14 protein-coding genes are annotated in these 14,681 nt (G+C 48.3%); 5 read left to right on the top strand and 9 right to left on the bottom strand.

Going from position 1 to position 14,681, the window contains the following annotated elements:
- Nucleotides 1-74: 74 nt before the first annotated feature.
- From J3491_RS08345 to argS, 3 genes are all read right to left on the bottom strand, one after another.
- Nucleotides 75-1,166, bottom strand: a complete 1,092-nt coding sequence (locus J3491_RS08345; protein WP_075102524.1) for a PTS sugar transporter subunit IIC — start codon at nucleotides 1,164-1,166, stop codon at nucleotides 75-77.
- Nucleotides 1,167-1,408: 242 nt separating this feature from the next.
- Complete coding sequence (locus tag J3491_RS08340) at nucleotides 1,409-2,230, bottom strand: SPOR domain-containing protein (RefSeq protein WP_075102523.1); 822 nt, start codon at nucleotides 2,228-2,230, stop codon at nucleotides 1,409-1,411.
- Between the two features lie 64 nt (nucleotides 2,231-2,294).
- Nucleotides 2,295-4,124 carry an arginine--tRNA ligase gene (gene argS, locus J3491_RS08335; protein WP_075102522.1) on the bottom strand — a complete coding sequence of 610 codons (1,830 nt, stop codon included), beginning with the start codon at nucleotides 4,122-4,124 and terminating at the stop codon, nucleotides 2,295-2,297.
- Nucleotides 4,125-4,602: 478 nt separating this feature from the next.
- Here argS and J3491_RS08330 point away from each other — a divergent pair, with 478 nt between their 5' ends.
- The gene (locus J3491_RS08330) at nucleotides 4,603-4,821 is read left to right on the top strand and encodes a DUF2788 domain-containing protein (RefSeq protein ID WP_075102521.1); all 219 of its coding nucleotides are present in this window, start codon (nucleotides 4,603-4,605) and stop codon (nucleotides 4,819-4,821) included.
- Nucleotides 4,822-4,917: 96 nt separating this feature from the next.
- Here the strand turns inward: J3491_RS08330 and cmoB are convergent, their stop codons facing one another.
- Entirely contained in the window at nucleotides 4,918-5,949 is a 1,032-nt protein-coding gene (gene cmoB, locus J3491_RS08325) for a tRNA 5-methoxyuridine(34)/uridine 5-oxyacetic acid(34) synthase CmoB (RefSeq protein ID WP_207969817.1), read from the bottom strand.
- 60 nt (nucleotides 5,950-6,009) lie between these two features.
- Complete coding sequence (gene cmoA / locus J3491_RS08320) at nucleotides 6,010-6,786, bottom strand: carboxy-S-adenosyl-L-methionine synthase CmoA (protein ID WP_075102519.1); 777 nt, start codon at nucleotides 6,784-6,786, stop codon at nucleotides 6,010-6,012.
- Nucleotides 6,787-7,075: 289 nt separating this feature from the next.
- Between cmoA and msrA the strand changes: the two genes are divergently transcribed.
- The 4 genes from msrA to J3491_RS08300 all read left to right on the top strand — a co-directional run bounded on the left by msrA (nucleotide 7,076) and on the right by J3491_RS08300 (nucleotide 10,296).
- Nucleotides 7,076-7,597 carry a peptide-methionine (S)-S-oxide reductase MsrA gene (gene msrA / locus J3491_RS08315; RefSeq protein ID WP_075102518.1) on the top strand — a complete coding sequence of 174 codons (522 nt, stop codon included), beginning with the start codon at nucleotides 7,076-7,078 and terminating at the stop codon, nucleotides 7,595-7,597.
- Nucleotides 7,598-7,858 carry a hypothetical protein gene (locus tag J3491_RS08310; protein ID WP_083608642.1) on the top strand — a complete coding sequence of 87 codons (261 nt, stop codon included), beginning with the start codon at nucleotides 7,598-7,600 and terminating at the stop codon, nucleotides 7,856-7,858. It begins immediately after the preceding gene.
- Between the two features lie 19 nt (nucleotides 7,859-7,877).
- Nucleotides 7,878-8,591, top strand: a complete 714-nt coding sequence (locus J3491_RS08305; RefSeq protein WP_207969816.1) for a DUF1499 domain-containing protein — start codon at nucleotides 7,878-7,880, stop codon at nucleotides 8,589-8,591.
- A gap of 238 nt (nucleotides 8,592-8,829) precedes the next feature.
- Nucleotides 8,830-10,296, top strand: a complete 1,467-nt coding sequence (locus tag J3491_RS08300; protein ID WP_207969815.1) for a lytic murein transglycosylase — start codon at nucleotides 8,830-8,832, stop codon at nucleotides 10,294-10,296.
- Between the two features lie 174 nt (nucleotides 10,297-10,470).
- On the opposite strand, the gene J3491_RS08295 is transcribed toward J3491_RS08300, so the two are convergent.
- The 4 genes from J3491_RS08295 to J3491_RS08280 all read right to left on the bottom strand — a co-directional run bounded on the left by J3491_RS08295 (nucleotide 10,471) and on the right by J3491_RS08280 (nucleotide 14,327).
- Nucleotides 10,471-10,770 (bottom strand): hypothetical protein, encoded by a 300-nt coding sequence (locus J3491_RS08295; protein WP_075102515.1) that lies wholly within the window; start codon nucleotides 10,768-10,770, stop codon nucleotides 10,471-10,473.
- A 317-nt stretch (nucleotides 10,771-11,087) separates the two neighbouring features.
- Nucleotides 11,088-12,116, bottom strand: a complete 1,029-nt coding sequence (locus J3491_RS08290; protein ID WP_207969814.1) for a DUF4062 domain-containing protein — start codon at nucleotides 12,114-12,116, stop codon at nucleotides 11,088-11,090.
- 186 nt (nucleotides 12,117-12,302) lie between these two features.
- Nucleotides 12,303-13,352, bottom strand: a complete 1,050-nt coding sequence (gene murI / locus J3491_RS08285) for a glutamate racemase (protein WP_207969813.1) — start codon at nucleotides 13,350-13,352, stop codon at nucleotides 12,303-12,305.
- 210 nt (nucleotides 13,353-13,562) lie between these two features.
- Nucleotides 13,563-14,327, bottom strand: coding sequence for a DUF1285 domain-containing protein (locus J3491_RS08280; RefSeq protein WP_207969812.1), 765 nt, complete (start codon nucleotides 14,325-14,327; stop codon nucleotides 13,563-13,565).
- Between the last annotated feature and the right edge of the window lie 354 nt (nucleotides 14,328-14,681).

The following is a 14,681-nucleotide window of genomic DNA, read 5'->3' as shown; positions in this document are numbered from 1 at the left end:
AAGCACTCAGATAAAAAGCCCAGCTATAAATAAACTGGGCTTTTTTGCGGTATGCATAACCATCATAGTAATACTTAAGGTAGCTTCATATCACCTTCTACCAGCCAGCCCATACGCCGCATCACATAAGCGACAACACCGGCAATCACGGCTGGTAGCACAAACATCAATAACACAATCGCCGTCCATAGCTGTGCGGTGCTCATCAGTCCTTGCGAGGCCTCGATGACGCCAAACACCCCGACCAACCCCGCCGTACCCATGCCAGCGCCAGTTGCGGTACATGCCAGCCCAAAGCCGACGGTCGCAATAGGGCCGACGATGGCACTCGCGATGACCGCAGGCAATAGCACTAGTGGTTTTTTTAGTACATTGGGAATCTGTAGCATACTGGTGCCAAGCCCCTGAGAGATCACCCCACTGACACCGTTGTCCTTAAAGCTCGCTACTGCAAAGCCGATCATGTGCGCCGCGCAGCCCACCACCGCCGCACCGCCTGCCAGCCCGCCAAGCCCGATAGCAATGCATATAGCCGCGCTGGAGGTGGGAAGTGTCAGCAAAATCCCCACCACCACAGCAATCACAATCCCCATCAATAAAGGCTGCAGCTCAGTGGCTGCTTGGATACCTTGTCCAATAGCGCTGACGGCAGCGACGATGGGCGGATTAAGAAGGGCACAAACCAGCAACGCCACACTACATACCACCAATGGCACCAATAAGATATCGAGTTTGGTTTTACCTGCGATCCATGTACCAGCGCGATACGCAAATACCGATGCCAAATACGCGCCAATCGGATTGCCGGGTATGGCGACAAAAGTCGCAGGAGCACCTACCTGAGCGGTAAATAGCGTCCCTGCCATTAGCGCCTCGGAGTGGGCACCGAGCATACCAGCGACCAAGCAGCTGAGCATCACCAGCGTCGGTGCTTTTAGATAGTACGCAATACCCACGCCGATACCCGCCCCCATCATGACTGAAGCCAGCTTGCCGACAGCCACCAGTGCTGGCAAATTTAACCAACCACCGATTTGCGAGATAATAAGACCAGCTATCAAGGTGACAAACAAGCCCAACGCCATGCCAGTAAAAGCATCAATAAAATACTTTTGAAAAAAAGCCTTAATGACACCGTGGGGTGCTACTGCGTGCGATACAGTCATAGCCATGCTCTTTGTAAGTTTTGGAGATAAATTGCGATCAAACAAGGAAAATAGCACCGTTAATATCGGAATATTGACCAGCTGTTTGATGATTTTTGATAAAATTTGGCCATTTTAGCCCATTTAGATAGCTATCAAGTGAATTGAAGACACGCCCTAAAATAAACGATAAAAAAGGCGTCGCTCGTACCAGTAAGCGACGCCTTTGTTTATAAACGAGTCATCCTCCTAAGCTGCCGATGCTAGCGGCGCTGTTCGACGATGATAGAGTCGATGCCGTTATTTTGTAGGCGCTGCTGGGCGGTGGTCACGGCTTGACGATTATTCATCGGCCGTGAGATGACCTGATAGATGGGCAAACCATTACCTGTGGTGTTTTTTACCACTCTTGCATCGACACCTGCCATCAGTACTTGGGCGCGGCGACGATCTGCTTCATCAGCATCACCAAAGCTATTGATCTGCAAAATGTAGGTAGCTGCCGGTTTGGCAGCCTGTACGCTAGCGGTCCCGGCACCTGAGTTATTGCTACGGTTAGCGCCATTACTATTGCTAGTAGGCGCAGGGCCATCGTAAGTGGCGTCTTCTTCGACAATGACAATCTCATCACTGTTTTCGCCAGTTGCCGCGCCATTGCCCTGATTAGGCGCTGTCGCTGTACCATCCGCGATACCGAAATTGCCTGACTCATCCTCACGACTGGCGCTACTATCCTGCGGCTGAGTGACGACCACATCCGGCTCAAAGGCATTGATATCGCCTATTGCACTGTTGCCCACCTCGGCGATGTCTTCATCAGGAATCGTCGCCATTTCTTGACTGGGCAATATGTCATAAAACTCATAATCACCATTATCCGTGTCAGTATCGACACGCGGCTGTACCTGACGGTCTGGGTCATCGCCGGCGGCACTATCTGCTGGACTAAAATCAAACAATGGCGAGAGGTAGATAAACACCCCAATCATCAAGGTCAGTATCGCCCCGACGAACATCCATAATAAGCCTGACACACTACTGGTTTTGCGCTTTTCGGTCGCGCCTTTAGGTTTTTTGGCTAGCATGGATCTGGTTCTCCCTACTGAATTTAACTATCATTAAATTACGCTTATCAGCCGTCTCTTTATACTACATGCTAGACGGGGCAGACAACCCTAACAAATTAAGTCCGTTGGACAATACTTGACGCACCGCTTTTGACAACCGTAGACGCGCCTGCATCAATGCCATCTCATCAGTGCTTGGTGTCTCACCTGATGTCAAGCTCACCGGCAAGATGCGGTTGCTGTCGTACCAGCCATGAAACAGCGCCGCCAGCTCTTTTAGATAATTGGTCAAGACGTGCGGCTCGTAGCCAGTCGCCGCGCGCGCCAAGGTCGCAGGATAGCCTGCTAGCAGCTTGATCAACTCATCTTCGTTCGGAGCGCTTAGCCTCGTTTGCTGCGCCTGACCGATGGCATCATCTACCACAAAGCCACTGTTTTCAAGCTTCTCTAACACGCGGCAGACACGCGCATGCGCGTACTGAATATAATAGACTTGGTTGTCTTTACTTTGCGACTTGGCCAGCTCCAGATCAAAGTCCACATGCACTTCAGGCTTACGCGCCACATAATAAAAACGCGCCGCATCGTTACCCACCTCAGAGCGCAGCTCGCGCAAGGTGACAAATTTGCCTGAGCGTGACGACATTTGTACTTTTTCACTACCGCGCCATAAGGCCACAAACTGTACCAATACCACATCGAGGCGCGCCTCATCGATGCCAAGCGCAGTCAGCGCCGCTTTTACCCGCGGGACATAACCATGGTGGTCTGCGCCCCAGACGTTGATGACTTTATCAAAGCCGCGGTCAAACTTGTTTTTGTGATAAGCAATATCAGAGGCAAAGTACGTCGTTTGCCCATTGGCGCGGCGTACCACTCGGTCTTTTTCATCACCAAAATCGGTCGATTTAAACCAAATATTGCCATCTTTTTCATACAGATAGCCTTTGTCGTCTAGTATCTGTAAGACGGGCTCGATCTCGCTATCGATTGAGCGCTCGCTAAACCAGCACTCATAACGCACCCCAAAGTCATTTAAATCATCTTTGATATCCGCCAAGATACTGCTCAGCGCCGCGTCTAAAAACAGCTCATAACCCTCACCTAGCAAGGATTTGCTATTGGCAATCAGACCATCGATATGCGCTTCTTTGTCGCCTGATACCAGTGTTTTTTCACCATCGGCATTGGTATCAAAGATAGCATCTGCTGGTACGTCTTTGGCGACGTCAGCGAAAGGATGAACGTAGCTGTCACCATGCTGCACCTTTAGAGTCTGTGCGATATCTCGGACATACTCGCCTTGATAGCCATTGACCGGAAAAGTCACCTGCTCGCCATTGATCTGCAAATAACGCAAGTAGGTGCTGGTTGCCAAAATATCCATTTGACGACCAGCATCATTGACGTAGTATTCACGCGTGACGTCATACCCCACCGCCTCTAGCAAATTGGCCACGCTCATACCGAACGCTGCGCCGCGGCCATGACCGACATGCAGGCTTGAGGTTGGATTGGCAGAGACAAACTCGACTTGGATTTTTTGCCCGGCAAATTGCTCGCTTAGACCAAAGCGGTCTTGTAGCTCAAAGATATCTGCTAATACTGCAAACTTGGCATCACTGTTCAAAAACACATTGATAAAACCAGGGCCGGCGATTTCGACTTGGCGGATGTCTTGATTATCAGGCAACGCGGCGACGATTTTTTCTGCCAGCATACGCGGATTACTCTTGGCTGCTTTGGCTGCCGTCAGCGCGATGTTACTGGCAAAATCACCATGGCTCAAATCCTTGGTACGGGTAATCTGGCTATTGTTTTGCCAATCAGCAGGCAAGATGTCTTGCGCCTGTAAGGTTTGAACAGCTTGGTCAAATAATGCGGTTAAGGTATCGATTTGGGCTTGTGACATAGGGTATAAACTCAGTTAAATAAACAACAAAAACGGTATAAAACATGACGAATGCGAGCAGTCGATATGGGATTATTATAATAACGACGGGCTAGGCAAAAGAGACATTAGTACTAAAAAACAAGTAACCTATAAATATAACAATCTTTGTGCTGTATTGCACTATTTACGATGAAATTAGTGTCAAAATACAACACTTTAAGCCCAATTTGCCCCTCACCCTTGGCTATCTGATAAAGACGGCGCGCACTGCGCTAAGCGTGACGAAACATCGAGCATTATGATTGTAGCGTTACTGTTGTCCAAGGCTTTGTGGTAGTTTATACCCAGTACATTCCACGCTATAATGATGGTTTGTATTGCTGTCTTGCTGTAGTGAAGCAATACGTCCCATCGGAGCCGAGTCGCCTGTCATCATCCAGACGATAAAATAATAAAGACAATCAGACAACGCGTCACCACTTTATAGGACTATTTTATGTTTGCTATTGCTGCTAGTACCATCACCAGCTGGGGATTGTACGTCTTACTACCAATATTTATCGCCTTTTTATTTTTTATTATGTGGGACATCTCTAAAAAATCTGAGGCTGGACGCGCTGGGACGTTTTGGATCTTTTTGGCACTGGGTGCTGGGTTTGTGGGCTTTTTACTCAAGCTCTTATTAGAGGTCGCCTTTGAGAGATGGTTGATCTAACCAATGCTCTAGGGCATATCCTCAATTCAACCGACAGTCATCCAAATGGGTTCGAAGCGGTTAAACAGCGACTAAACACTGCACTGTTTTACTGTGCTATTTTTTGGCAATAATGGTCGCGCGCATCGGGGCAGGATAGCCTTCTACAGTCTTTGTTCGGTCATTAGGATCTAAAAAATCTGCTAGGGAGTGATACGTCATCCATTCGGTTTGGCGCTGCTCATTGGTCGAGGTCATGGCCACATCGACGCAGCGCACGTCTGTAAACCCTGCTTTTTCAAGCCAGCCGATTAACGCTGCGACAGAGGGTAAAAAGTACACATTATTCATCTGCGCGTAGCGGTCATGCGGCACCAGTACAGTATTGGCATCGCCTTCGATTACTAACGTCTCAAGCACCAGCTCGCCGCCTTTGACCAGCTGCCCCTTTAGCTGTTGCAAATGCTCAAAGGGTGACTGGCGATGATAGAGCACTCCCATACTAAACACCGTATCAAATAGCTGACTGTGCTCAGGTAAGGCTTCGAGTGGGACGGGGATATAATGCGTTTTATAACTATCAGCCGCGCCGACAAAATGCCGAATCGCCATAAACTGATGATAAAACAAGCAGGAGGGATCGATGATAATGACCGTCTCCGCGCCAGCCCCTGCCATACGCCAGCCATGATACCCAGAGCCGCCGCCGACATCGAGCACGCGCCGTCCTTTTAAGGTGCCCAAATGCGGCGCAACTCGCTGCCATTTCCAATCACTGTGCCACTCGGTATCGATCTTGATACCTGACGCATCATCGCCGATTTGACCACCGATCTGAAACGGCCCTTTGCGCCATGGCATCAGCTGCTTTAACAGCGCCGTTGTTTGCTTGCGCTGCGAGTCACTCAGATTTGCCTCAATGGTCAATACATCAGTGTTTAGATGGGCAGCATTGACGACCAATTCTGGCAAACGCGCCACCGACGCCTGATAAGCCGGCGCGTGCGCATAGTTGGCTTTGTCTTTGATGGCACCCAGCCATGTTGGCAACTGGGTCAGCCACTCATAAGCCGTCGGCTGCTGCTGCGCAAGTGTTAGCAAGGTCAAATACAGCTCACGTTCGGCGCGCAAGATAGTGTCATTAAGCATAAAAGCGAATTACCATGTGGATCAAAAAGTAAGGTTAAAAATTGCGTCCTCAAAGAAAGGCTATTTAAACGCCACAATCGAGACAAAGTTCAAAAACTGAAACCACGTCAGATGCCGTGCAAAACCCACCTTATCCAAACGCTGATGGTGCCCGTCTAAGGTATCGGTGATAAGGACGTTTTCTAGCGCATTACGCTTGCCGCTGATTTCCATCTCGGTATAGCCATTAGCGCGCTTAAAGTCATAATAGCGCTCAACCAGCCACGCATCATACTGCTCATCAAACGCATGGGTTTTTTCAGTCAACACCAATATACCGCCCTCGCTCAGTGCGTTATAGATATTCTCTAACACTGCCACTCTATCGGCGGCTGGCAAAAACTGTAGCGTTAAATTTAAAATCACCATATCGCATGGCTCAAGTGTCACATCGCGGATATCGGCGGTGACGACTTCGATATCGTGCTCAGGATAGTTATCATTGAGCACAGTCGCCGCTTTTGTGGTCATCGCAGGCGAGATATCTATCGCTTTAATCTGTAAATCCTGCGGCGCAAACTCCCCAGCCAGCGCCATGCTAGCCGCACCAAGTGAGCACCCCAAATCATACACACGGCTGACACGGCGGCCATCATCGCCTTGCTGACGGTACTTGCAATGACGCCGAGCAAAAATAGGCAACATCGCCAGCACCTGCCCATAACCTGGTACACTACGGCGAATCATATCTGGAAAACACGCCACCACCTGCTCATCAAAAGAAAAGCGCGCCGCTTTATCGAGAGGTGTGGTAAATAAAGTGTCATGCTTGATAGTGGCAGGATTGGATTGGCTCATGGGGCGACTCGTTTTGATAATAGCAAAAGCCCATTATAACATTACTGTTTGTTACTTATCGCCATCAGATGCCCTGCTAAGCTAAATAGGTCATGCTAAGGGCAATCAATTAATGATTGAAGCAGTCGTTAAACCAACCGTATCATTGAGTTGATAGAGTCTTTAAGCAGGTCGTTGAAAGTTGAAACACGACCATCTGCGACCAACATTTACACCAGTAGCGCTATGTCACTTTTAGAGTGAAGTGATTATATAACCTGATCATCTCTTTATAATAATAGGAAAAATTATGCAAACCATTATCTTAGGCGGTGGCTGCTTTTGGTGCACCGAATCGGTCTTTTTGTCCGTAAAAGGGGTAGCGTCCGTGACCTCAGGCTATATGGGCGGCGACGCAGTATCGGCCAACTATGAGGCCGTCTGTAGCGGCACTACAGGTCATGTGGAGGTTATCAAAGTCGATTTTGATGACACTGTTGTCCCTCTGGAGGTGATACTTGATGTGTTTTTTGCCACTCACGACCCCACAACCAAAGATCGTCAAGGCAATGATGTCGGCAGTCAATATCGTAGCGTGGTGTTCTATACAGACGATGAGCAAAAACCAACCGTCGATCGCACCATCAACAAACTGCGCGATATGGGCGTCAACGTCGTCACAGAAGTCCATCCTGCTATGACGTTTTATAAGGCTGAAGAGTCGCACCAAGACTTTTTTAATAGAAACCCAGGCCAAGCCTACTGCAACTTTGCCATCCCGCCCAAACTTGCCAAACTGCGTAAAGAGTTTAGCGAATATATGGTCAATTAACTGACGCGCCATCACGGGTGCATCATTCGGCTAAAGGTCAGCTGGCAGGACGCACCTTTACGCTATGGGTCGCAGTTATTACTCACGCTTATTTATGATCAAGATAAAAAAGACGGACCGCCCTTCTCAGTAGATGAAGCAAGCATTCAGCAGTATTATGGACAGTATTATCAGATTGATGAAGTAGAAACACCTCTGCTACTATCGGCTCTATGCCTGATCTATCTGTCACAGAGCATGGCTGGCTACTCACAGCAATAGACAATCATAGAGAGATTTGATGAAAATTTTTATCAGCTTCGTCAGCCTGATGGGTTTGTTATTGGTCGTACTGCCAGGGCCATTATATAAATATGGCGTCGTGGATTTGGGTACCGCCTTTGCCGGATTTAGCTTGGCGATGCTCGCAGGCGGTGCGGCACTGATCATGTTGCTATTACAAGCGTTATTCAAACGCCACACGCTTAGCTTTCGCACCACTGTCATCACTATGCTGCTAGCGACCAGCGCGATCCTCATACCACTCACCATACTGCACAAAGCCAAAAGCGTACCCCCCATTCATGATATTTCAACCGACCTTACCAACCCGCCTAAATTTGTGGCCATCATTCCTTTGCGGGCTGACGCGCCAAACCCTGCGACATACTCTGGCACCGAGAGCGCAGCACAGCAGCGCATCGCCTATCCTGACTTGAGCACATTAAGCTACCCACAATCCAAATCTACGCTGCTCACAGCCTGCGAACAAACCGCCAGCAATCTGGGCTGGGAGCTGGTGGTGATAGACGCAGACACCGGTATTGTAGAGGCGACAGATACGACGCCTTGGTTTGGTTTTCAGGACGATGTGGTGATACGTATCACTGATGCAGGTAGCAAGCGGCTGGTCGATATTCGTAGTAAATCACGAATTGGTGGCAGCGATTTGGGCAAAAATGCAGAGCGTATTCGTCGTTTTATTAAAGAACTGGATAAGGTTTTAGAGTCGTAGCGACATCCTTTAGAAGCTTGACACGCAGCAAAAGCCACTTGTAACCTCACGCCTGCGTCAATTTATAGTAACAGGGTGCTGCGACCGCTTTTCTTTATTATGCAGATTGGTTACTCTAAGTAAATATGACGGTTTTGCACTTTATGCTGTTTTATTGCTCGCTCTTATTTATAACCATTACTTATCATCACGTCTCAGCCACTTCTCATAATAATTTTGATGTTTATAGGATATTCTCATGCGTTTGACTCCTCTTTCGACCCTATCCATGCTGGCTGCGGCTATTGGTCTGAGCTTTGCCAGCACTGCCCAAGCGGCCAAACCACCAGCGCCAGACTTGTCCAATAGCGAGTTTCAGCAGTGTCTAGATAGGCTAAAAGGCTCTAGTAAGTTTCGCGGCGTAGACAGCTTTACCTTCAACAACTATCGCCCAGCTCAGCCTGATCCGAGCGTTATTCAGTCACTTAACTATCAGCCCGAGTTTCAAAAAGATGTCTGGGACTATCTCTCGGCGCTGGTGGACAAAGAGCGCGTCGAAGATGGTATTCGTGCCAAGCACCAATGGCGTGATACGCTGCGCCAAATTGAATCGCGCTATGGCGTAAAAGCCGATCACGTCCTTGGCGTTTGGGGCGTGGAGTCCAACTTTGGTCAGACACTAGGTAAAAAACCGCTATTTGAATCCTTAGCGACTCTCTCCTGCTTTGATCGTCGCCAAAGCTACTTTCAGGGGGAGTTTGCCAATGCGCTCAAAATCGTCCAACGCGGTGATATTGCACCAAACGACATGACAGGCTCGTGGGCGGGCGCCTTTGGGCAGACGCAGTTTATGCCGAGCACCTTTTTGGAGCTGGCCGTCGACTTTGATGGCGATGGTCGTCGCGACCTCGTCAATAGCGTCCCTGATGCGCTAGCCTCTACCGCCAACTTTTTGGACAACCGTGGCTATCGTACAGGGGAGCCGTGGGGTTATGAAGTCAAACTCCCTGATGGCTACTGGGCGGCGTCCAATCGTAAAAACAAAAAATCCATGAGTCACTGGCGCAGCCAAGGTCTGACATTGGCAAATGGTAGCCCGCTGCCCTATGATTTGAGTAGTGCAGGACTGCTATTACCAGCTGGTATAGAAGGGCCGGCGTTTTTGGTTGGTAAAAACTTTGATACCTTTTACTCGTATAACGCGTCAGAAAACTACGCATTGGCCATCGCGCACTTGTCAGATCTGATCACGCGCGAAGACAGCAGCAAGACGGACTTTATCACTGCGTGGCCCACAGATGACCCAGGTATCAGCCGCCAACAAGCCAAAGACATTCAGCAAGCACTGCTCGATGCTGGCTATGATATTGGCGGCGTCGACGGCATCATCGGTGACAACACTCGTACGGCTATTCAGCAATACCAGACCAGCCGCGGTATCTTCCCTGCTGATGGCCGTGCAGGGCAAAAATTTTATCGTGCTATTATTGGCAGTGCGGCCCCAAGCCCGCGCTCGTATGGTCACTCATACTCTCAGCCCACCAATAGCCAATCCCTAAACCCAGCACCCGCCGATCGTATGGGACAATTGATCCAGCAGCAGACCACCGCGCCAAGCGCTTACTCTCAGTCGCCGCAGCCCTCTACGTCTAGCAACCCGCGCTATCGCCGCGTGATCGGCAGCGACGGTACTATCAAGCTGGTACGTATTGATGAAGGCTCATAACCGCTAGGTTTTATCGCGCTCCCTCTGATAGCAAAAAAGCCACGCTATAGCTAGCGTGGCCTTTTTATGTGTTTTAGGACGAGACCTTTAGGACGGTACATTTAACAGATAAGTCTTTAGCGTTGTCTTTTTGACAAACCTACGTTTTGATCCTTTGATTATAGTGACGCGGCGTTATACGATAGGCGGCGGATTGGGCTTACCATTGTCGCCATCCCAGTTTTCCCGTGCCTTGTCGTCTAGGTCAGCAGGGGTTTTTGGCTCCCATTTGCCATTTTCTTTCCATGTTTCATCACCCCAATCCGCATCTTCTTCTTTTCTATCCAAGTCTTTGTAGGCTTGGCTAGGGTCAATGCCGCGGCGTTTCATATCGGCAACTTGCTCTTCTAGGGTGCGAAACTGATCGGCATCATGCATGGCCTTTTCTAAGCCGTCGATTTCATGGTTTCGTTCATCATATTTAGAGTTGCTCATGTCTACTCTCCTTAATTATCCAGTGATCGTCAATGATACGTATCTCAGCGCTATTGTATGATGTGTTATCGTTTTAGTGATTTTGTTCTTTAGTCATTTCGTTCATGGCATTCGACTGTCGACTGAACGTGCGCTGACTCATGACTCTTATTATCACCAGTCCTGCTCAGATTCACAACCTCTGCCACGTATGCTTTGTATTACAAAACGTAGTCGCGCGCGCAGATGCTTGCGGTATATCTGCTCGAGACAGCTATCACTAGAGGACTGCTAAGAAAAATAAGTTACCAAAGAAGAGAAGAATGTAAAAAAGGCGATTAAGACTGAGATGAGGTGTTTTTTAGCAAGTTTTTTGCATAAAAAGTCAGCTTCCATAGCTCCTGCGATACCCGTGTGCCATATGTGGTCAGCTGTATCCAATTGGCACTGACCAGCTGACGCTGCAAGACGTTTAAGTCGTCTTGTGATATCTGACAGCGCGCAACCGCATGGACATCTGGCATGTCTTGCTTGACGTCTGCTTCAGCTTTTGATGCTATCAGTCGGTTGATGGCGGTTTGTAGACCATAGCTAGAGAACGTCGAGGGAATTTTTGATAAGGCAATCAGCACCTCTTGCCATGTCAGCGTCATCGGCCGTGTCACATCTGTCAGGTTACCCCCTGCATAGGCTTGCGCACTATAAGAGATCTCAAAGGACTCTGTCAAAACGATGGGTTTACTGACACTATCTTCTGCAAAGCTGGCTTTGGGCTGCTCATGAGGGTAGGCAAGATTATGTTGGATCAAGCTGTTTCGGTTGATGGCTTTTTTGGCGGACAGCCGCTCTGCGGTTTTTTGCGTAGTGGCTTGTTTGCTAAACTCAATGACCTCGTCACTGGCCTTTATCCAGCCGCTCGTGACTTTATGCGCAGCAATGATGGTGTAATAGGCTTGTACCAGCAGGCTTTCGATTTCATCAGCACTGTCATAGTAGTATATGCGATTGTCTTGCTTGGTCACTGCGTTGATAAATTCTTGTAACTGGCGGCTGATGGCGCTGTCTGGCGGCTGGTTTTTGATTAAGACCAGTAGAGGCTTGAGCTTGGCTTTGGCATTTAGATAGCTCAAATGCATTTGACTGACGCCGGTTTTTTGTACGGTACCGTAGCTATCACCGATTACCATCAACGCATAGTCGCAGGAGTCGATGCATTGGCGCCCATATAACGATGCCTTCGACAGTTGGCTTGACACATCATAAGTCAAAAAAGCGCGCGCCTGAAAAAATATCGCTAGGTTGTCCAATACCAGCAATTGATCATTATCAGCGCATATGACGTGGATATGATAGCGACGGTTTGGCACAATCACCTCTAAGCTTCAGTCATGACATAAGTAACGAGCAGACAAAATAGAGCACAAACATCTTGTTTTGCACAGACTAGCATAAACTTATAGAAATGGAATTATTTTATTTCGACCATAGCAGTTTCATCGTCATATAGGCGCGCCTGACACTCAAACCGCTGATCAGAAAAACCATGATAGCACTTATTTAGAAGCGTATTGCAAAACGGTCTCTTGTCCGACCAATTGTTTTATCAAAGCGCCCAACGTATCGTCATATTTGCTAGCATAAAAAGTCAACGGCAGTCGAATATTAGGCAATATTTGATGGTTTGTCGCTATCGCTCGGTGAGCGTTGTTGTCATGCTCGCCATCATCATTGCAATCACCATTGATATGGCTATTGCCATCGCTATTAATATTAGCACTTGCCAATAGCTGATTGCTCAGTAGCAACTGCTTGACCCGCTCTGCAATCGCCTGTCCTGAGTCCACCACCTGTATCGATAACTGCTGGCGCGCAATTTCTTCCAACAAAAAACCCTTAAAAAACGGATAATGCGTGCATCCAAGGACCAACTGATCGATACCAGATTGCGCAAAGACCGTAAGCTGCTGACGTAAACGCCGCGCGGTCTCGTCCTCCTCTGGCATGCCCGCCTCTACCCATGGCACTAGTAGGGGGTCAAAGTACTTAGTCACCTCTATATTATTGGGCAGGGCAAACGCATCGATAACCTTGTTTAGTAACGCACCATTTAAGGTCGCCTTGGTCGCCAGCACCGCCACGCGATGGGTATTGCTGGCCAGTACCGCCGGTTTTAATGCTGGCACCAATCCCACAATAGGCAGCTGCGGGTAACAACGCCTAGCCGTCTCTAGCGCATAGGCAGAAGCACTGTTGCAAGCGATAACGATAAGTTTGCAGCCTTGCTGATACAACCACTCGACCGCTCTTAATGTCAGCCTCTCGATATCGGTACTGTCGCGGTTGCCATAAGGGACATGTAGCGTATCTGCATAATAGACATAGCGCTCAGCAGGCAGCTGCTCGGCCAGATGCAGATACACAGACAGACCGCCTACCCCCGAGTCAAACAAGCCTATCGGTGCGTTTGGGTCGGTCTGATAAGTCGTTGCCTCAGCTGTCATCTCATGAGCAGCAGCCTGCCAGATAGCCGCTGTCTTCATATGTTTGGCTAGCACAGCCTCAGGATGCGACCTATCCACGCTTAGTGCGTTATTTTTGCTCATACCCTTCATGGCTGTACTGTCGTTTTTTTGGTCATATCGGTATCTTTATACTGCTAATTGCGTGACTTGTTGGTAGTCAATCAAACTGCTACACATATCCTGTCGCGCTTTGCTATTTATTGTTTTTGCTGCAAAGTAGCAAGAGCTTAAGCCTTTGATGGCTTAAAAAAGCATTAGTCTTTAAAAATTAGTCTTTAAAAAATTGATACCTTAAGGCATCGATAATTGATAGCTTTGCCCGCCACTTTGTAAGGTCAGTATCGTCTCGCCGTTTTGTTCTGTCAGCTCACCAATTTCAGCCAAATGATAAAACGTATTGCGGCCGATCAGCGCCATCAAGCCCTGTCTGACGTGCATATACGGACGTATCTGCTGCTCCACTGCATGTTGCTTCTGGTCTTTGGCGTTTTGCGCATTATTAGCTTGAGCGCTGCTGGCCTGAGCATGGTCGCTATGAGGCTGACTCTCGGCATGCTTGTCTGGTATATTAGGATTATACGCCTTTAATACGATTTTGTGCTCGTCATCTAAGCGAATGACATCGCCTGTGGTGGTGGTAAACTCCAACCAGCGCAGGCCTGCCTCCTCGACGATACCCACATCGTTGATCAATAACGGCGCATCTTCAACTTGAATACGAATTTTTTGTACAGGCGTCTTTAAAAAGTATTCTGTTTTGCCCTGGTTTTCTTCTTTCCACAAAATCGTGGCAAACAGATTCACCAGTGACTCTCTGGTCATTTGCCCGCCTTCATGCCACCACTCGCCATTTGCCTTAATTACCAAATCCATATCCGTCACTTGCTCAGGATGCCAGCGCTCCAATGGCGGTATGGCTCGCCCCTCGCGCGCCCCAGCAGTGGTCTTTAGATATTGGCTCAATGCGTCCATACTATTTAGGGCTGATGGCACGTCATTTGGGGCTTGCGGCGTATCGTCTTGGTGTTTATTGGCTTGCTTGTTGTTGCTATCCATCTTATGATTTCCTATCTAGTATGCAAAGTTTGGAAAATCTATCATGACTATAAATTTTAGTTTCAGGTATGATGAATCTTTATTGTCATTTTCTCATCATAATTAGGTCATTATTTTAATTTTACCTTAACATCGATACTCACAAATGCGTATCGTGTTTGTAGGACTTTTCTTTTATAATGAGTAACGATTTTTCATTTACGTGTTTTTATTTACATGGTTAAGTGGGTGCTGTATCAATGAGGCGTTTTTTAAAGCGTTGATATCTTTGCATAAATAGTTATCGCAAAGAGCCCAGCTCATTGTTATTGATACGGCGCAGACAGTTTTTATCGGGCAGCCATATGTCGAGTG

Origin of the sequence: Psychrobacter halodurans (assembly GCF_017498075.1) — a bacterium.
GTDB classification, from domain to species: domain Bacteria; phylum Pseudomonadota; class Gammaproteobacteria; order Pseudomonadales; family Moraxellaceae; genus Psychrobacter; species Psychrobacter celer.
The sequence above is the reverse complement of the archived record's forward strand: the minus strand, read 5'-3'. Positions and strand labels throughout refer to the sequence as shown.